The following is an 18,447-nucleotide window of genomic DNA, read 5'->3' as shown; positions in this document are numbered from 1 at the left end:
CGCATGTCTTCGAGCACGGACGCGGTGGCTGCTTGTTCGGCTGGTGACGCGTTCTGAACTGGAACGATGGCGGTTGTACCATTATTTTCGGCTTCGTCGGACGTTTGGAGCTCCTTCTTTGGCTTCGTCGTGGAAAGCCGATCCGAGACAACATCCCGATGAAATGATCGGCGTGGAGCAGCCGGTGCAGACCTAAGCGAGGAAAAGCGGAAAGGCTCTCAAGTTTGGGCCCGCGCTTCGTAAGCGCTTTGCGCGCCGTCATCCCACCCCACCGCCCGTCAGTATCGAGGTCTGCGACTTCGGCGTCTCTCGCGGCGAATTCCTGGATAAATTTACCATCGCAAGAAAATCGTCTTTCATTTCACAGTATATGTGTTAACACTTTATTAGGGATGGGGAGTATTCCGGCTATAATTTAAGAAAAATTGGCGTTGTTGCCGATAGTGCCGGCGCGGCCGCGTGTTCACGCGTGTCGTTCTGGTTTGATAGTCTTGAATCATCGCCGGGTTACTTGTTTTGTGTTATGGGAGTATTTTGATGGGTACGCAAAGCACCGGCGGCGGCAGCACGACTTCTTTCTCCAATACGCCGCAGGCGAAGGATGACTCTTACATCTGGACAGAAGACCAACTGCTCAGTCTCCAGCTTTACAATGCGGCTACCAAAACCATAACCCTTGACGTGATGTCGAACGATCTTGGCGGGAATGCCAAATCCCTCTTTTCGGTCGACGACGGAGATGGCAATCCAATTACCACCGACTATGAGCTTCTTGCGAAAGACGTCGGAACGAATGGGACATCTGCCTGGGAGAAGACCCTGCTCGGCAATTGGGTCAGGATCAATAATGCAAAGATCGAATACCGTCTTAGTGATGGAAGCGGCATCGCGGGCTCGGGCGCGGATATCAACACGCTGTCTGCCGGTGAAATCCTCAAAGATAGTTTTGTCTACGCGATACGGCTCGGCAATGGCACACTAAGCGAGGCAAATGTCTCGATCTCGCTCACCGGCGCCAACGATGCGGCTTCGATCGTCGTCGATGCGACGGTCACCGACGATCGGGCGACGGTCGAGGCGGGTGCGGCCGGCAGCGGCGATGCGAGTGCCTCCGGCAAGCTGACGGTCAGCGATGTCGACGACGGCGAGGCGGCGTTTGCCGTCCCGGCCTCCCTCAACGGCATCTATGGCAGCTTCACCTTCAATGCCGCCAGCGGCAGCTGGACCTATACGCTCGACAACAGCCGGGCAGCGACGCAGGCGCTCAACCAGGGCGACGCCGTCAGCGACACGCTGAGCGTCAGCTCGCTCGACGGCACGGCCAGCCACAACATCGTCGTCGCCATCACCGGCGCCAACGATGCGGCTTCGATCGTCGTCGATGCGACGGTCACCGACGATCGGGCGACGGTCGAGGCGGGTGCGGCCGGCAGCGGCGATGCGAGTGCCTCCGGCAAGCTGACGGTCAGCGATGTCGACGACGGCGAGGCGGCGTTTGCCGTCCCGGCCTCCCTCAACGGCATCTATGGCAGCTTCACCTTCAATGCCGCCAGCGGCAGCTGGACCTATACGCTCGACAACAGCCGGGCAGCGACGCAGGCGCTCAACCAGGGCGACGCCGTCAGCGACACGCTGAGCGTCAGCTCGCTCGACGGCACGGCCAGCCACAACATCGTCGTCGCCATCACCGGCGCCAACGATGCGGCTTCGATCGTCGTCGATGCGACGGTCACCGACGATCGGGCGACGGTCGAGGCGGGTGCGGCCGGCAGCGGCGATGCGAGTGCCTCCGGCAAGCTGACGGTCAGCGATGTCGACGACGGCGAGGCGGCGTTTGCCGTCCCGGCCTCCCTCAACGGCATCTATGGCAGCTTCACCTTCAATGCCGCCAGCGGCAGCTGGACCTATACGCTCGACAACAGCCGGGCAGCGACGCAGGCGCTCAACCAGGGCGACGCCGTCAGCGACACGCTGAGCGTCAGCTCGCTCGACGGCACGGCCAGCCACAACATCGTCGTCGCCATCACCGGCGCCAACGATGCGGCTTCGATCGTCGTCGATGCGACGGTCACCGACGATCGGGCGACGGTCGAGGCGGGTGCGGCCGGCAGCGGCGATGCGAGTGCCTCCGGCAAGCTGACGGTCAGCGATGTCGACGACGGCGAGGCGGCGTTTGCCGTCCCGGCCTCCCTCAACGGCATCTATGGCAGCTTCACCTTCAATGCCGCCAGCGGCAGCTGGACCTATACGCTCGACAACAGCCGGGCAGCGACGCAGGCGCTCAACCAGGGCGACGCCGTCAGCGACACGCTGAGCGTCAGCTCGCTCGACGGCACGGCCAGCCACAACATCGTCGTCGCCATCACCGGCGCCAACGATGCGGCTTCGATCGTCGTCGATGCGACGGTCACCGACGATCGGGCGACGGTCGAGGCGGGTGCGGCCGGCAGCGGCGATGCGAGTGCCTCCGGCAAGCTGACGGTCAGCGATGTCGACGACGGCGAGGCGGCGTTTGCCGTCCCGGCCTCCCTCAACGGCATCTATGGCAGCTTCACCTTCAATGCCGCCAGCGGCAGCTGGACCTATACGCTCGACAACAGCCGGGCAGCGACGCAGGCGCTCAACCAGGGCGACGCCGTCAGCGACACGCTGAGCGTCAGCTCGCTCGACGGCACGGCCAGCCACAACATCGTCGTCGCCATCACCGGCGCCAACGATGCGGCTTCGATCGTCGTCGATGCGACGGTCACCGACGATCGGGCGACGGTCGAGGCGGGTGCGGCCGGCAGCGGCGATGCGAGTGCCTCCGGCAAGCTGACGGTCAGCGATGTCGACGACGGCGAGGCGGCGTTTGCCGTCCCGGCCTCCCTCAACGGCATCTATGGCAGCTTCACCTTCAATGCCGCCAGCGGCAGCTGGACCTATACGCTCGACAACAGCCGGGCAGCGACGCAGGCGCTCAACCAGGGCGACGCCGTCAGCGACACGCTGAGCGTCAGCTCGCTCGACGGCACGGCCAGCCACAACATCGTCGTCGCCATCACCGGCGCCAACGATGCGGCTTCGATCGTCGTCGATGCGACGGTCACCGACGATCGGGCGACGGTCGAGGCGGGTGCGGCCGGCAGCGGCGATGCGAGTGCCTCCGGCAAGCTGACGGTCAGCGATGTCGACGACGGCGAGGCGGCGTTTGCCGTCCCGGCCTCCCTCAACGGCATCTATGGCAGCTTCACCTTCAATGCCGCCAGCGGCAGCTGGACCTATACGCTCGACAACAGCCGGGCAGCGACGCAGGCGCTCAACCAGGGCGACGCCGTCAGCGACACGCTGAGCGTCAGCTCGCTCGACGGCACGGCCAGCCACAACATCGTCGTCGCCATCACCGGCGCCAACGATGCGGCTTCGATCGTCGTCGATGCGACGGTCACCGACGATCGGGCGACGGTCGAGGCGGGTGCGGCCGGCAGCGGCGATGCGAGTGCCTCCGGCAAGCTGACGGTCAGCGATGTCGACGACGGCGAGGCGGCGTTTGCCGTCCCGGCCTCCCTCAACGGCATCTATGGCAGCTTCACCTTCAATGCCGCCAGCGGCAGCTGGACCTATACGCTCGACAACAGCCGGGCAGCGACGCAGGCGCTCAACCAGGGCGACGCCGTCAGCGACACGCTGAGCGTCAGCTCGCTCGACGGCACGGCCAGCCACAACATCGTCGTCGCCATCACCGGCGCCAACGATGCGGCTTCGATCGTCGTCGATGCGACGGTCACCGACGATCGGGCGACGGTCGAGGCGGGTGCGGCCGGCAGCGGCGATGCGAGTGCCTCCGGCAAGCTGACGGTCAGCGATGTCGACGACGGCGAGGCGGCGTTTGCCGTCCCGGCCTCCCTCAACGGCATCTATGGCAGCTTCACCTTCAATGCCGCCAGCGGCAGCTGGACCTATACGCTCGACAACAGCCGGGCAGCGACGCAGGCGCTCAACCAGGGCGACGCCGTCAGCGACACGCTGAGCGTCAGCTCGCTCGACGGCACGGCCAGCCACAACATCGTCGTCGCCATCACCGGCGCCAACGATGCGGCTTCGATCGTCGTCGATGCGACGGTCACCGACGATCGGGCGACGGTCGAGGCGGGTGCGGCCGGCAGCGGCGATGCGAGTGCCTCCGGCAAGCTGACGGTCAGCGATGTCGACGACGGCGAGGCGGCGTTTGCCGTCCCGGCCTCCCTCAACGGCATCTATGGCAGCTTCACCTTCAATGCCGCCAGCGGCAGCTGGACCTATACGCTCGACAACAGCCGGGCAGCGACGCAGGCGCTCAACCAGGGCGACGCCGTCAGCGACACGCTGAGCGTCAGCTCGCTCGACGGCACGGCCAGCCACAACATCGTCGTCGCCATCACCGGCGCCAACGATGCGGCTTCGATCGTCGTCGATGCGACGGTCACCGACGATCGGGCGACGGTCGAGGCGGGTGCGGCCGGCAGCGGCGATGCGAGTGCCTCCGGCAAGCTGACGGTCAGCGATGTCGACGACGGCGAGGCGGCGTTTGCCGTCCCGGCCTCCCTCAACGGCATCTATGGCAGCTTCACCTTCAATGCCGCCAGCGGCAGCTGGACCTATACGCTCGACAACAGCCGGGCAGCGACGCAGGCGCTCAACCAGGGCGACGCCGTCAGCGACACGCTGAGCGTCAGCTCGCTCGACGGCACGGCCAGCCACAACATCGTCGTCGCCATCACCGGCGCCAACGATGCGGCTTCGATCGTCGTCGATGCGACGGTCACCGACGATCGGGCGACGGTCGAGGCGGGTGCGGCCGGCAGCGGCGATGCGAGTGCCTCCGGCAAGCTGACGGTCAGCGATGTCGACGACGGCGAGGCGGCGTTTGCCGTCCCGGCCTCCCTCAACGGCATCTATGGCAGCTTCACCTTCAATGCCGCCAGCGGCAGCTGGACCTATACGCTCGACAACAGCCGGGCAGCGACGCAGGCGCTCAACCAGGGCGACGCCGTCAGCGACACGCTGAGCGTCAGCTCGCTCGACGGCACGGCCAGCCACAACATCGTCGTCGCCATCACCGGCGCCAACGATGCGGCTTCGATCGTCGTCGATGCGACGGTCACCGACGATCGGGCGACGGTCGAGGCGGGTGCGGCCGGCAGCGGCGATGCGAGTGCCTCCGGCAAGCTGACGGTCAGCGATGTCGACGACGGCGAGGCGGCGTTTGCCGTCCCGGCCTCCCTCAACGGCATCTATGGCAGCTTCACCTTCAATGCCGCCAGCGGCAGCTGGACCTATACGCTCGACAACAGCCGGGCAGCGACGCAGGCGCTCAACCAGGGCGACGCCGTCAGCGACACGCTGAGCGTCAGCTCGCTCGACGGCACGGCCAGCCACAACATCGTCGTCGCCATCACCGGCGCCAACGATGCGGCTTCGATCGTCGTCGATGCGACGGTCACCGACGATCGGGCGACGGTCGAGGCGGGTGCGGCCGGCAGCGGCGATGCGAGTGCCTCCGGCAAGCTGACGGTCAGCGATGTCGACGACGGCGAGGCGGCGTTTGCCGTCCCGGCCTCCCTCAACGGCATCTATGGCAGCTTCACCTTCAATGCCGCCAGCGGCAGCTGGACCTATACGCTCGACAACAGCCGGGCAGCGACGCAGGCGCTCAACCAGGGCGACGCCGTCAGCGACACGCTGAGCGTCAGCTCGCTCGACGGCACGGCCAGCCACAACATCGTCGTCGCCATCACCGGCGCCAACGATGCGGCTTCGATCGTCGTCGATGCGACGGTCACCGACGATCGGGCGACGGTCGAGGCGGGTGCGGCCGGCAGCGGCGATGCGAGTGCCTCCGGCAAGCTGACGGTCAGCGATGTCGACGACGGCGAGGCGGCGTTTGCCGTCCCGGCCTCCCTCAACGGCATCTATGGCAGCTTCACCTTCAATGCCGCCAGCGGCAGCTGGACCTATACGCTCGACAACAGCCGGGCAGCGACGCAGGCGCTCAACCAGGGCGACGCCGTCAGCGACACGCTGAGCGTCAGCTCGCTCGACGGCACGGCCAGCCACAACATCGTCGTCGCCATCACCGGCGCCAACGATGCGGCTTCGATCGTCGTCGATGCGACGGTCACCGACGATCGGGCGACGGTCGAGGCGGGTGCGGCCGGCAGCGGCGATGCGAGTGCCTCCGGCAAGCTGACGGTCAGCGATGTCGACGACGGCGAGGCGGCGTTTGCCGTCCCGGCCTCCCTCAACGGCATCTATGGCAGCTTCACCTTCAATGCCGCCAGCGGCAGCTGGACCTATACGCTCGACAACAGCCGGGCAGCGACGCAGGCGCTCAACCAGGGCGACGCCGTCAGCGACACGCTGAGCGTCAGCTCGCTCGACGGCACGGCCAGCCACAACATCGTCGTCGCCATCACCGGCGCCAACGATGCGGCTTCGATCGTCGTCGATGCGACGGTCACCGACGATCGGGCGACGGTCGAGGCGGGTGCGGCCGGCAGCGGCGATGCGAGTGCCTCCGGCAAGCTGACGGTCAGCGATGTCGACGACGGCGAGGCGGCGTTTGCCGTCCCGGCCTCCCTCAACGGCATCTATGGCAGCTTCACCTTCAATGCCGCCAGCGGCAGCTGGACCTATACGCTCGACAACAGCCGGGCAGCGACGCAGGCGCTCAACCAGGGCGACGCCGTCAGCGACACGCTGAGCGTCAGCTCGCTCGACGGCACGGCCAGCCACAACATCGTCGTCGCCATCACCGGCGCCAACGATGCGGCTTCGATCGTCGTCGATGCGACGGTCACCGACGATCGGGCGACGGTCGAGGCGGGTGCGGCCGGCAGCGGCGATGCGAGTGCCTCCGGCAAGCTGACGGTCAGCGATGTCGACGACGGCGAGGCGGCGTTTGCCGTCCCGGCCTCCCTCAACGGCATCTATGGCAGCTTCACCTTCAATGCCGCCAGCGGCAGCTGGACCTATACGCTCGACAACAGCCGGGCAGCGACGCAGGCGCTCAACCAGGGCGACGCCGTCAGCGACACGCTGAGCGTCAGCTCGCTCGACGGCACGGCCAGCCACAACATCGTCGTCGCCATCACCGGCGCCAACGATGGACCAGATAGGCAGGCACCGACCGACATTAAGCTGACGCCTGTCGTTCCGGCGGACAGCGTCAACTTCAATAATTTTGAGTTCAGTGGTTTGCTGTCGGCGACTGATCCCGACACAGGTGGGTTCAGCTTCAGCATTGCCTCGCAGTCGAATCCGGGCTTGTTTTCGATAACCGGCAATACGCTTAGTTCGGGTGAGCTATCGACGAACGGTTCGTTTTCAGTGACGGTAATGGCGACGCAGACCGGTGATCCTATTGGGCCGACCTTCGAAAAGACCGAGACGTTCACGATTATCACCGGTGGCAATGGCAATACACAGGACAATCCGAGCGGTGGAACGGGCGACGATGTGCTCTACGGCGGTGGCGGTAACGATATGATGTTCGGGCTCGGAGGTGACGACACTCTTTTTGGCCAAGACGGCAATGACACCCTAAACGGTGGTGTTGGCAACAACACCCTGACCGGGGGCGTGGGAAATGACACCTTCTTTTTCCAAAGATTTGCCACCACCACGAACCATATGACTGACTTCAATGCTGGGACGAATAGCACAACCGTGGACAGGTTCCAATTGGACGTTGGAGGCGGCACGTTCGAGTTCGCCGTCGGCAACAACAATACAAGCGTGGACAACGTGAAGGTGGGAAACAACGGCACGATCAATGTTGCCGGAACGGAGGTTGCCGTCAAAACGGACGTGAGCGTCACGAACGCGACCGTCCAGAGCACCATCAATAGTTACAGCAACATAACCACAGGGGCATTGTTCGTGTTCCACAACACGGATCTCGGCCATGCGGCGGTCTACTACGATCAGAACCCAAGTTCAGCCGGCGGAGCGGTGCTGGTCGCTGAATTCGACAACATCACCACCCTCGGCGGGCTTTCAAACTTCAACTCGGGCGACTTCTTGTTTAGCTGAGGCGGTCTGTGATCACTCGACTGCGGCGTCAATGACAGGATCCATCGGCGGCGCGGGCAGGTGTCTTCCGACAGCAGCGAGATTCTGCACTCATTCCCGTGCTCGGGCCTGACGGGGAGGTCCCGGAAGTTTGTGCGCCCAGCGCGCTGGGCGCGAAGGATTCATCGGGTGAGCATCAGGTCACACGCGTTGCGGCAGCCTGCCGACCTCAATTGCTGCCGTCGTTTGGCCGTGCTTTGGCGCTGTCATTGCTGCTGTCCGAGGCGGTTTTCCCGTCCGGCTGTTGGCCGAAATAGGTGCCACCAAGGTGGCCGCCGGCGCTGGTATTTCTGACCTGTCGCTCGGCGCGTTTCTGAAGGTCACGAACGTTGGTCTTGCTCATCTTCGGCTCCATGTTTCAGGTTGCGACCTCACACCAACCGATGGGCGGCGCCACTGTTCCATATTTTCTGTGCCAACTCCCCGCCGTGATCTCGCAAAAGCGTGGAACAGTTCCGGCTCTTTGCGGTTTTCCTTACTCAAACCAAGGAGAACGAAGATGGGAATGACGACACCGAGGGATGGCGCTCCCGGCACCACCGACCAGTCCCCCCGCTGGGAGGGTCCGAAGGGCAATAGGCCGCGCGGCTACATGAAAGCCAAGGATGATCCGGATCGCGATCGCGACGCGAAGGGCGAAAACAACCGCGATCCCGAAACGAAGAATATCAGCGATGGACTGAAGCAGAAGGGCGAATGAGATGGCTGATCCCGAAAAAGACGCAGCCGGCCAGTTCGCCAAATCCCAGGCCGACCGGAAAAGCAGCGGTGTGGCCTCCGCCAAACCGACCGTCATCACCGGGTCGGAAGATGCCACGGTGAACAAGAACCCGCCCGGCAAGAAGAAACCCGAGAAGGATTGGGATATCAACTACGATCCGGCCGACAGGAACGAGAGCCGTTAGCACTAGCTCCGGCTGTCGCTGCTTCTCCTCACGAGCCACGCCGCGAGGTATTTCCGTTTTCTCCAGTCACGGAAATTGCTCCAATCATATCTAGACACCTGTTCTTACCCCCCGAAATAGGCGGGATGGTCGATATCGGCGAGGAGGCCGGGCTGCTTTGGCTGCCAGCTGAGCAGCGCGCGGGTATGCTCGCTCGATGTCGGGACGTCGAAGCCGGCGAACATGCCGAACCAGCCAAAATGCTCGGCCGCTTCTTCTCGTGAGAGCGAGACAGCGGGCACATCGAGACGCCGGCCGATGACCTCGGCAATCTGCCTGAAGGAAACTCCCTCTTCCGCGACTGCCAGGAACGGGCCGCCGACGGCACCGCGCTCCAGCGCCAGGCGATAGACGCGGGCGGCATCGAGCCGGTGTACGGCCGGCCAGCGGTTCTGCCCTTCGCCGATATAGGCTGAGACGCCCTTGCGCCGGGCCAGATCGATCAGGATCGGCACGAAGCCGTGGTCCCCATGGCCATGCACCGAGGGCGGCAGCCGGACGGTGGAGGCGCGCACGCCACGCGCGACAAGCGATACCGCGGTGATTTCGGAGGCGCGAGGGTAGGTCTGCGACGTCGGCATGGGCGGATCCTTCTCGGTGCCAACGCGGCCGGGGGCAAAGCCGAGGCCGGCTGTGACCAGCAGCGGACGATCGGAGCCTTGGAGGGCTTCGCCGAGCGCCTCGATGGCGCGCCGGTCGGCGGCGCAGTTTTCGGCGAATTTCGAGAAATCGTGGTTGAAAGCCGTATGGATCACGGCGTCCGCCCCAGCTGCACCGCTCTTCAGACTGCCCAGGTCGTCGAGCGTGCCGCGATGGACCGCAGCACCGGCTGCCGCCAGTTGATCCGCTCCCTTGTCCGAGCGGGTGAGGCCGAGCACCTGATGGCCGGCGGCGATCAATTCATTGACGACGGCCGAGCCGACCCAGCCGGCGGCTCCAGTGACGAATACGCGCATGTGGTATCTCCAGTTTTTGCCGGAGACACATATCGGCCCTGCCTATATCATGGTAAAGTAGTGACATTATCATGGTATAAAGGCTAACAGGATGGGTGAATTCGTCACCTCGGAGAACCGGCTCGGCGCCTATCTGAAGGATCGCCGCGTCAGGCTCGATCCCGCCGCCCTCGGTTTTGCGGGGGAGCGGCGGCGCACGCCGGGTCTGCGGCGCGAGGAGGTGGCGAGCCGCGCCAATATCAGCCCGACCTGGTACACCTGGCTGGAGCAGGGGCGCGGCGGGGCGCCGTCTGCCGACGTGCTCGACCGGATTTCTCGCGCGCTGATGCTGACTGATGTCGAGCGCGAGCATCTCTTCCTCATCGGTCTCGGCCGGCAGCCCGAGGTGCGCTACCACAGGCAAGAGGGCGTGACGCCGAGGTTGCAGGGCGTGCTCGATGCGCTGGACCCAAGCCCGGCGCTGATCCGCAACGCCATCTGGGACGTGATTGCCTGGAACCGGGCGGCAACCGTGCTTTTGACCGATTACGGCGCGCTGCCGCCGGAAGAGCGCAACGTGCTGCGCTTCATCTTCCTCGATCCCCGCGTGCGCGCTGCCCAGTACGACTGGGAAAGTGTCGCCCGCTTCGTCGTCGCCGCCTTCCGCGTGGATGCGGCCCGCGCGGGCGCCGCGGCCGAGGTCGAGCCCCTCGTCGACGAACTCTGCCGCAAGAGCCCCGAATTCCTGGCGATGTGGCGTGACAACGACGTGCGCGCCCACGGCGAGGGTGCCAAGCACATCAAACACCCCATCCTCGGCCCACTCGCTTTCGAATATTCCGCCTTCCGGGTGGATGGCCGGCCGGATCTCAGCATGGTGGTGTATAACCCGGCGACGGCGGAGGATGCGGCGAAGACCAAGGGGTTGCTGGCCGAGAGGTGAGGGCAATCGTCCATCGATGATATAGCGATCATCATCGCCTCTGAGGATGGGCGCGCCCGCCTCAAAGCTGCAGCCTCCGGCTTCAGGATGAGGCTGTCCTGAGCGTGGGCGCAGGCATCCTCCGAGCTCTTTTGCGTGACAAAGCTGTGAAACTCTAAAATACCACTCCTGATAGAGAATCTGTTGACCTGCCCGGTCCTGGCTGCTTTCCTCCCGATAGACAGAGGCGAATGGATCTTGAAGGAGATATCCATGACAGAGCTTGCAAAACCTGTGGCGGTCGATGATGTCAGGAGCGCTTCCGAGAATGATGTGATTTCAGGCAATCTGCTGGATAATGATCTGGCTGGAGGCTCCGGGAACCTGTTTCTCAGCTTCTTCGACGGCGAGCGGGTACTTGCCAAGAAGGGTGGCGCGATCACTGATATCGAGGGAGAACACGGCACGTTTCACGTCAGGGCTGGCGGCTCCTACAGCTATACGCTGAACGAGGCCTCCAAGGCGGGTTTTCTCCAGGGGATGACGCTGACCGAGACGATTGGCTGCAAGATTTCCGACGGCGCCGGCAATACCGATGTCGGCCACTTCAAGCTCGACATTCACGGCGTCACGAGCCCGCCGGTCGCGGTCGATGACGGCTTCTCCTTTCACGAGGGAAGCGAGATGGCACGCAACGTGCTTGCCAATGATCGCGCGGGAGAGGTGGATGCGCTCTTCTTGCGCTCGGTCAACGGCACCAGCATTGCTGCCGGGCAGGGCCAGACGACCGACGTGGCGGGGGAATTCGGCACCTTCCATTTCGCAGGCGATGGAAGCTTTACCTACGATCTCGATCCGGCAGTGAAGGGCGGCCTCGACGACGGCGAGCATGTCACGGAGAAGCTCCAGTACAAGGTCTCCGATGGCGCCGGCCATGCGGATGCCGGCGTGATCACGCTGACCGTCGACGGCGCGACGGACGGGAAGTCGTTGAATACGGATCATGTCGAGGCCCAGGCCGATGTCGTGCGCCCCTTCGATGACCACTACGAACTCCAGGGGGTGGCGATTGATCCGCTGACGGGCAAATTTTACGTCAGCTCCGGCCATGGTTTCCCGGATGATTCCATGGTGAGCATCTACGACAACGCCGCCGCATTCGACGCCGGCAAGGCCAGCGGCGCCATCTCTCTCGGCGACTATGACAAGGGCGAATATGACATCGGCGGAACCTATTTTTCGGTCCGCGGCGGCGAGATCATCGGCCGAACCAACGAGGCGAGAGGCGAGGAGGACCCTTTCCCCGATCAGACCTATCTCGCAAAGTGGGATGCCGCCGACGGCTCGCTCGATCAGAAGGGTGCTTCGATTCCCGGCCTTATCGGTGAGAATGGGGCGGGTACGTTCGACTGGGGCGGATTCACGGCCGTCAATACGATGCAGGATTCGACCGGCATCTACGTCGTCGGCCGCATCAATGATTCCACCTGGCAGGTCTCCAAAATCGATCCCAATACGCTGAACCCGATCGAATCCAAGACCTTTTCGGCCGGCGGGCTCGGATACGGCTTTGCCGTCAACGGCACGTTCTTCTTCGGCGATTCCTCCGGCAGCGAGCATATCGGCACGGCATTCGACTTTGCGACCGGGGTCAAGACAACGGTCGATGTCAACATCGCCACATCAGGAGACGACTCTACCACCAACGTGGTCTATGATTCAGCGGCGGACAATCTCTACATCACCAACAGCATGACCGACGAAATCTCGGTGGTGCACAACATCTCGGACATACTCTTCGCCTGACGGTCTTTACTGGCCGAATGGTAACGCTGCCCCGCCCGTTTTTCACAGGATGGGGCGGCGTTTATCCGCTCGGTGCCGTGGTGAACAGACCAATATAACAGTAGCCGCTTACTGCAGCGTACGCGTCTGGATCTGTTCGGCCGGGGCGTGAGAAGCGGATGCGGGCAGGGAGCTGCCTTCCAGGCCGGTCGCCACGACCGAGACGCGGAACTTGCCGTCAAGGCTGCGGTCGAAGATGGCGCCGACGACGATATCGGCGTCATCCTGCACCTCGTCGCGAATGCGGCTTGCCGCTTCGTCCACTTCGAACAGCGTCATATCCGAGCCGCCCGATATCGAGATCAGCACGCCTTTGGCGCCTCTCATCGAGATATCATCGAGAAGCGGGTTGGCGATTGCCGCTTCCGCCGCCTTCATCGCGCGGCTCTCGCCGGAGGCTTCGCCAGTGCCCATCATGGCGCGTCCCATGCCTTGCATGACCGACTTCACGTCGGCAAAATCGAGGTTGATCAGGCCTTCCTTGACGATGAGATCGGTAATGCAGCCGACGCCGGCATAGAGCACGCGGTCGGCCGTCATGAACGCCTCGGCGAAAGTCGTTTTCGCATCGGCGATGCGGAAAAGGTTCTGATTGGGAATGACGATGACGGTATCGGCTGCCTGACGGAGTGCCTCGATGCCGACTTCCGCCGTCCGCATGCGGCGATTGCCCTCAAAGGTAAAGGGCTTGGTGACGACGCCGACCGTCAGGATGCCGGCGGCACGTGCGGCGCGCGCGATGACAGGTGCAGCACCTGTGCCCGTCCCGCCGCCCATGCCGGCGGTGACGAAACACATGTGCGATCCTGCCAGGTGATCCATGATCTCATCGATCGACTCCTCGGCCGCCGCATGGCCGATCTCAGGCAGTGACCCGGCGCCGAGACCCTCCGTCACGTTCGCGCCGAGTTGAATGCGCCGCGTCGCCTTGGACGTGGCGAGGACCTGGGCGTCCGTATTTGCGGCGATGAATTCAACGCCTGCCAACTTTTCCGCGATCATATTGTTGATCGCATTGCCGCCACCGCCACCGACGCCGATGACTGTAATATGCGGCCGCAGTCCCGAAATGCCGCTCTTGGCGTCCGTCATCGCACTCTCCTTTGATGCTTCGTTCACGCCACGCCCTCGTCGTGGCCAGCGAATCGGCGCTTAGGATAGCCGCCCAACAAGGCAGAGGCGAGGCGAAAGAAGTCTTAGGGGCCGCCGTCGAAAGCCCGCCGCACGAATGAGTTGCGGATTTCGACAAAAGCCCTGACGGGGCGTGAACCAAAGCCGCGCCGGGGTGTTTACCGACATGTCTCATATCTCCCGAAAGGACGGTTCCCATGCAAAGTCTTCTTCTATCGGGCCTTGCCCTTGCGGCGCTAGCCGGCGCTGCCTTCGCGCAAGAGCCGTCCGCCCCGCCATCCGCCGGGACGCCGCCCGCGGCGGCCGAGCCAAGCTCACCGCCTCCGCCTGCATCCGGCGATGAGGGGGCGATGCGGGGCGGGCAGGATGGGCCGCCGAGAGACCGGCCCGATTACCGATGGCACGGTTCGAGAGGCCACATGGGCTTTCGTGGTTTCCGGGGCCATCACCCGCCACCGCCGCTGTCCAAGGCAGCGCATTTCCGGATCGAGGACGGGAACACCCGGATCGATCTGCAATGCGCCGAGGACGAACCGACGAAGGCTTGCGCCGATCTGCTGCTGCAGGTGATGGATCGTTTGCAGGGCCAGGATTAACCTTGCTCATCCGCGCGTGAAACGGGATGCCGGCGACGATGCGACCAACCGCGTCTCGGGTCTCCCGCTTCCGACCGGCTGTCGGGCTCCTCAAGTACAATTTCTCCGGGAGCATTGACGACGCCCCAATTTGCATTTAGCTATGCTGCCATGAAAATCGCAATGGTTCTGGCAGTGGTGATCGGGCGCATGGGCAGGGTGGTGTAACCATCCGGCGAAGGCACCCATGCGCGGTAAGCAGGCTCCTGACGGGGCCTTTTTTTATGCCCTGAATCCGGGCGCGCGCCTCGTCGGACTTTCCACACATCATCACACTGATCAAGGAACGGAACCATGAGATCCCGTCATTCCATCGACATCCCGCGCGCGCAGATGACCGGCGCGGAAATCGTTCTCCAGGCGCTGAGAGACAACGGCGTCCGGCATATTTTCGGCTATCCCGGCGCTGCCGTGCTGCCGATCTACGACGAGCTTTTCCAGCAGGAAGACATCAGGCACATTCTGGTTCGCCATGAGCAGGGCGCCGGCCATGCCGCCGAGGGATATGCCCGCTCGACGGGCAAGGTCGGCGTCATGCTGGTCACGTCGGGTCCCGGCGTCACCAACGCGATCACGCCCCTCCAGGATGCCTTGATGGATTCCGTCCCGCTCGTCTGCCTGTCCGGCCAGGTACCGACGACGCTGATCGGGTCCGATGCGTTCCAGGAATGCGATACCGTCGGCATCACCCGAGCCTGCACGAAACACAATCGGCTGGTCGGCGACGTCAACGACCTTGCGGCGACCATCCACGAGGCCTTTCGCATTGCCAGATCCGGCCGGCCCGGCCCCGTTCTGGTCGACATGCCCAAGGACGTGCTGTTTGCGAGCGGCAGCTACACGCCGCCGGAGGCCGTCGCCCCGCGAATAAGCTACCAGCCGGACCGTCGTGGCGACATCGGGAAGATCGAGGCTGCCGTCGCTCTGATGGCGACGGCGCGCCGGCCGGTCATCTACGTGGGCGGCGGCATGATCAATTCCGGCCCTGAAGCGGTAAAGCTGTTGCGGGAGCTGGTCGATCTCTCCGGCTTCCCCGTCACGTCGACGCTGATGGGGCTCGGCGCCTATCCGGCTTCCAGCCCGAACTGGCTGAAGATGGCCGGGCTTCACGGTTCCTATGAGGCCAATATGGCGATGCACGACTGCGACCTCATGCTCTGCATCGGGGTGCGCTTCGACGGTGGGATCACCTCCAGCATCGATGGTTTCTCACCGAATTCCCGGAAGATTCATATCGATATCGATGCTTGCTCGCTCAACAAGACTGTGTGCGCCGATATCGGCATCCGGGGCGATGCCGCCCACGTGCTCGCCGACCTCGTTCGTCTGTGGCGGGCGCTGCCGCAGGCGCCGGAGCGGGCGGGACTGACCGAGTGGTGGGGCACGATTGCGGGCTGGCGGGCGCGGCGATCGTTTTCCTACGCGATGCGCGACGACGTCATCATGCCGCAATATGCCATCGAGCGGCTCCATCAGCTGACGAAGGATCGGGATACTTACATCACGACGGAGGTCGGCCAGCATCGGATCTGGGCGGCGCAATATTACGACTTCGAGCGGCCGAACCGCTGGATGACATCAGGCGGCCTGGGGACCATGGGATACGGGCTGCCCGCCGCCCTCGGCGTGCAGATCGCCAATCCCAACAGCCTCGTCATCGACATAGCGGGCGATGCCTGCGTGCAACTGACGATGAAGGAAATGTCGGCCGCCGTACAGTACGAGGCGCCGATCAAGATCTTCATTCTCAACAATGGCTGTTCGGGAACGGTTCGGCAGCGGCAGCACGGAAACCCGGATTTCGTGAAACTTGCGGAAGCCTATGGCGGACACGGCATTCGTTGCGAGAAACCCGGCGAACTCGACGACGCGATCCTGGAGATGATCGAGGTCGACATGCCTGTTCTGTTTGACTGCCGCGTCGCAGAACTCGCCAATTGCCTGCCGATGATCCGCAGCGGCCGGGCACACAATGACATGCTGCTGCCCGGCGGGCTCGACAATCCGCCATTTGACGTCGGCAGACCTTGGTAGAAAGGGGCAGCCCTGAAGCGCGCACCGCGACGGCAACATCAAGGCCGTATGCGTCGCATGCGTCGGACGCTGACGCACCCGCCTCGTCCCTCGAGCCCCTCCGGGACACCGCAGGATGAGGCTCTCTTGGGTATGAACGCCGCGGCGGAGCACGGGAATCTCACGCCACGGCTTCTGCGGCAGGTCGCTGGTCGGCAGCACCAGCATGCCGTCTCGCTGAAAGACTGGCCAGCGACGGCGCGGCATCGGTCCAATCGCCGGTCGGCATTAAGCAGAATTGCAGCGATCCCGAAAGACGGGCTGCGACGCTGTCGTTTTGACCGGGGAGCCGGGGCCGGGCGGGAGTTTGGGAAAAGCCTCTCGCCGGTATCGTTGGGCTTTCCGGCTGGGCTGCAAGCGCAGGGGAGTGCCAAGCGTCTATTCTTGCGCTCGGCAATATACTTGTGAGATTGTATCGATATACATGCGATAATGCCTGATCAGGGCAGCGCGGGGGCTTCGATGACATCCGTGAGGGTCAATGAGCTGATATCGGTGGCGGGACAGCCCGATGCCGCGGGCTTTGCCGCTTTTGCGGCAGACGGCTTTGCCGGCGTCATCAATGCCCGGCCGGATGGCGAGGAGCCGGGGCAGCCCGGCAATGCGGCGGAAAAGGCTTCCGCCGCCGCTGCCGGGCTTTCCTACAGCTTCATACCGGTGAAGGGGCAGGAGATTACCGAGGCCGACATCCGCGCCTTCCAGACAGCGATGGCCGAGGCCAGGGGGCCGGTTGTCGCCCATTGTAAGAGCGGCACGCGGGCGCTGACGCTCTATGCGCTGGGCGAGGTGCTCGACGGGCGGATGAAACCCGGGGATGTCGAGACTTTCGGTCAAAACCTCGGCTTCGATCTTGCCGGCGTGCGCCGCTGGCTGGAGAAGCGGACAGGGCAGGCGGCTGATGTGAAGGCCTTCTTCGAACCCCGCACCTGCAGCGTGCAATATGTCGTTGCCGACCCGGTGACGAAGCGCTGCGCCATCATCGACCCCGTGCTCGATTTCGATGAGATGTCCGGGGCGACGGGCACGGTCAATGCCGACGCCATCCTCGCCCATATCGAGAGCGAAGGGCTGACCGTCGAGTGGATCCTCGACACGCATCCGCATGCCGATCATTTCTCCGCCGCACATTACCTCCAAGGAAAGACCGGTGCGGCGACGGCAATCGGCGCCCATGTCACCGATGTGCAGGCGCTCTGGAAGGAGATCTACAACTGGCCGGCACTCGCAACCGACGGCTCGCAATGGGACCGGCTGTTTGCCGAAGGCGACACCTTCGAGATCGGTGCGCTTGGAGCCCGCGTGATGTTCTCACCTGGCCATACGCTTGCCTCGATCACCTATGTCATCGGCGACGCCGCCTTCGTGCACGATACGGTGTTCACGCCGGATTCCGGCACCGCGCGCACGGATTTCCCGGGCGGCAGTGCTGCCGCCCTCTGGCACTCGATCCAGGCAATCCTGTCGCTGCCCGAGGAGACACGGCTCTTTTCCGGTCACGACTATCAGCCTGGCGGCCGCCACCCGCGCTGGGAAAGCACGGTTGCCGCCCAGAAACGCACCAATCCGCATATATCAGGCATCGACGAGGCCGGCTTCGTGGCGCTGCGCCAGGCGCGCGACCGCACGCTGCCGAAGCCGAGGCTGATGCTGCACGCGCTGCAGGTCAATATCCGCGGCGGGAGGCTGCCCGAGCCGGAGGGGAACGGCCGGCGATATCTGAAGATTCCGCTGGATGCGTTGTAGGGGCGGCTGGTGCTGGCAACAGCCGAATCGTTCAAGGCGCATTTTCTGCCGGGAATTCGACCTTGAGGCGGCGGCGCGACCTCACTGGCCTTTTTCCTGGACTGGCGTATGATTTCTGAGCGCCGCCC

11 protein-coding genes and 1 pseudogene are annotated in these 18,447 nt (G+C 64.0%); 8 read left to right on the top strand and 4 right to left on the bottom strand.

Annotation, left to right across the window (positions count from 1 at the left end; genetic code table 11):
* The first annotated feature begins 537 nt into the window (after positions 1–537).
* Positions 538–8,052: a VCBS domain-containing protein gene (locus QMO82_RS14720; protein WP_283196649.1), complete on the top strand. Its 7,515-nt coding sequence runs from the start codon at positions 538–540 to the stop codon at positions 8,050–8,052.
* A 208-nt stretch (positions 8,053–8,260) separates the two neighbouring features.
* Here the strand turns inward: QMO82_RS14720 and QMO82_RS14715 are convergent, their stop codons facing one another.
* Complete coding sequence (locus QMO82_RS14715; RefSeq protein ID WP_183606852.1) at positions 8,261–8,434, bottom strand: hypothetical protein; 174 nt, start codon at positions 8,432–8,434, stop codon at positions 8,261–8,263.
* Positions 8,435–8,590: 156 nt separating this feature from the next.
* On the opposite strand from QMO82_RS14715, the gene QMO82_RS14710 reads away from it, so the two are divergent.
* Together QMO82_RS14710 and QMO82_RS14705 are read left to right on the top strand one after the other, a co-directional pair.
* Positions 8,591–8,791 carry a hypothetical protein gene (locus QMO82_RS14710; protein ID WP_183606853.1) on the top strand — a complete coding sequence of 67 codons (201 nt, stop codon included), beginning with the start codon at positions 8,591–8,593 and terminating at the stop codon, positions 8,789–8,791.
* 1 nt (position 8,792) lies between these two features.
* Positions 8,793–8,996 (top strand): hypothetical protein, encoded by a 204-nt coding sequence (locus tag QMO82_RS14705; protein ID WP_183606854.1) that lies wholly within the window; start codon positions 8,793–8,795, stop codon positions 8,994–8,996.
* A 104-nt stretch (positions 8,997–9,100) separates the two neighbouring features.
* Here the strand turns inward: QMO82_RS14705 and QMO82_RS14700 are convergent, their stop codons facing one another.
* Complete coding sequence (locus QMO82_RS14700) at positions 9,101–9,991, bottom strand: SDR family oxidoreductase (protein WP_183606855.1); 891 nt, start codon at positions 9,989–9,991, stop codon at positions 9,101–9,103.
* Positions 9,992–10,082: 91 nt separating this feature from the next.
* On the opposite strand from QMO82_RS14700, the gene QMO82_RS14695 reads away from it, so the two are divergent.
* Positions 10,083–10,913 (top strand): helix-turn-helix transcriptional regulator, encoded by an 831-nt coding sequence (locus QMO82_RS14695; RefSeq protein WP_183606856.1) that lies wholly within the window; start codon positions 10,083–10,085, stop codon positions 10,911–10,913.
* 252 nt (positions 10,914–11,165) lie between these two features.
* A complete protein-coding gene (locus tag QMO82_RS14690; RefSeq protein ID WP_183606857.1) occupies positions 11,166–12,698 on the top strand; it encodes an Ig-like domain-containing protein in 1,533 nt (510 codons plus the stop codon).
* Between the two features lie 108 nt (positions 12,699–12,806).
* Here QMO82_RS14690 and ftsZ read toward each other — a convergent pair whose 3' ends face one another.
* Positions 12,807–13,829 (bottom strand): cell division protein FtsZ, encoded by a 1,023-nt coding sequence (gene ftsZ, locus QMO82_RS14685; RefSeq protein ID WP_183606858.1) that lies wholly within the window; start codon positions 13,827–13,829, stop codon positions 12,807–12,809.
* A gap of 236 nt (positions 13,830–14,065) precedes the next feature.
* Here ftsZ and QMO82_RS14680 point away from each other — a divergent pair, with 236 nt between their 5' ends.
* On the top strand, positions 14,066–14,464 hold the full coding sequence (locus QMO82_RS14680) for a hypothetical protein (protein WP_183606859.1): 399 nt from the start codon (positions 14,066–14,068) through the stop codon (positions 14,462–14,464).
* A gap of 372 nt (positions 14,465–14,836) precedes the next feature.
* A complete protein-coding gene (locus QMO82_RS14675; RefSeq protein ID WP_183607673.1) occupies positions 14,837–16,537 on the top strand; it encodes an acetolactate synthase 3 large subunit in 1,701 nt (566 codons plus the stop codon).
* A 126-nt stretch (positions 16,538–16,663) separates the two neighbouring features.
* On the opposite strand, the pseudogene QMO82_RS14670 reads toward QMO82_RS14675, so the two are convergent.
* Positions 16,664–16,907 (bottom strand): annotated as a pseudogene (locus QMO82_RS14670) (hypothetical protein); the annotation flags it as partial.
* Between the two features lie 131 nt (positions 16,908–17,038).
* On the opposite strand from QMO82_RS14670, the gene blh reads away from it, so the two are divergent.
* Entirely contained in the window at positions 17,039–18,319 is a 1,281-nt protein-coding gene (blh, locus tag QMO82_RS14665; protein WP_183606860.1) for a bifunctional sulfur transferase/dioxygenase Blh, read from the top strand.
* The last annotated feature ends 128 nt before the right edge of the window (positions 18,320–18,447 follow it).

This window comes from Rhizobium sp. BT04, assembly GCF_030053135.1.
In the GTDB taxonomy this organism is placed as follows: domain Bacteria; phylum Pseudomonadota; class Alphaproteobacteria; order Rhizobiales; family Rhizobiaceae; genus Rhizobium; species Rhizobium binxianense.
The sequence above is the reverse complement of the archived record's forward strand: the minus strand, read 5'-3'. Positions and strand labels throughout refer to the sequence as shown.

Coding starts and splice junctions, on each gene's coding strand:
- QMO82_RS14720 (WP_283196649.1), top strand. CDS start 538: ATGGGTACGCAAAGCACCGGCGGCGGCAGCACGACTTCTTTCTCCAAT.
- QMO82_RS14715 (WP_183606852.1), bottom strand. CDS start 8,434: ATGAGCAAGACCAACGTTCGTGACCTTCAGAAACGCGCCGAGCGACAG.
- QMO82_RS14710 (WP_183606853.1), top strand. CDS start 8,591: ATGGGAATGACGACACCGAGGGATGGCGCTCCCGGCACCACCGACCAG.
- QMO82_RS14705 (WP_183606854.1), top strand. CDS start 8,793: ATGGCTGATCCCGAAAAAGACGCAGCCGGCCAGTTCGCCAAATCCCAG.
- QMO82_RS14700 (WP_183606855.1), bottom strand. CDS start 9,991: ATGCGCGTATTCGTCACTGGAGCCGCCGGCTGGGTCGGCTCGGCCGTC.
- QMO82_RS14695 (WP_183606856.1), top strand. CDS start 10,083: ATGGGTGAATTCGTCACCTCGGAGAACCGGCTCGGCGCCTATCTGAAG.
- QMO82_RS14690 (WP_183606857.1), top strand. CDS start 11,166: ATGACAGAGCTTGCAAAACCTGTGGCGGTCGATGATGTCAGGAGCGCT.
- ftsZ (WP_183606858.1), bottom strand. CDS start 13,829: ATGACGGACGCCAAGAGCGGCATTTCGGGACTGCGGCCGCATATTACA.
- QMO82_RS14680 (WP_183606859.1), top strand. CDS start 14,066: ATGCAAAGTCTTCTTCTATCGGGCCTTGCCCTTGCGGCGCTAGCCGGC.
- QMO82_RS14675 (WP_183607673.1), top strand. CDS start 14,837: ATGACCGGCGCGGAAATCGTTCTCCAGGCGCTGAGAGACAACGGCGTC.
- blh (WP_183606860.1), top strand. CDS start 17,039: ATGACATCCGTGAGGGTCAATGAGCTGATATCGGTGGCGGGACAGCCC.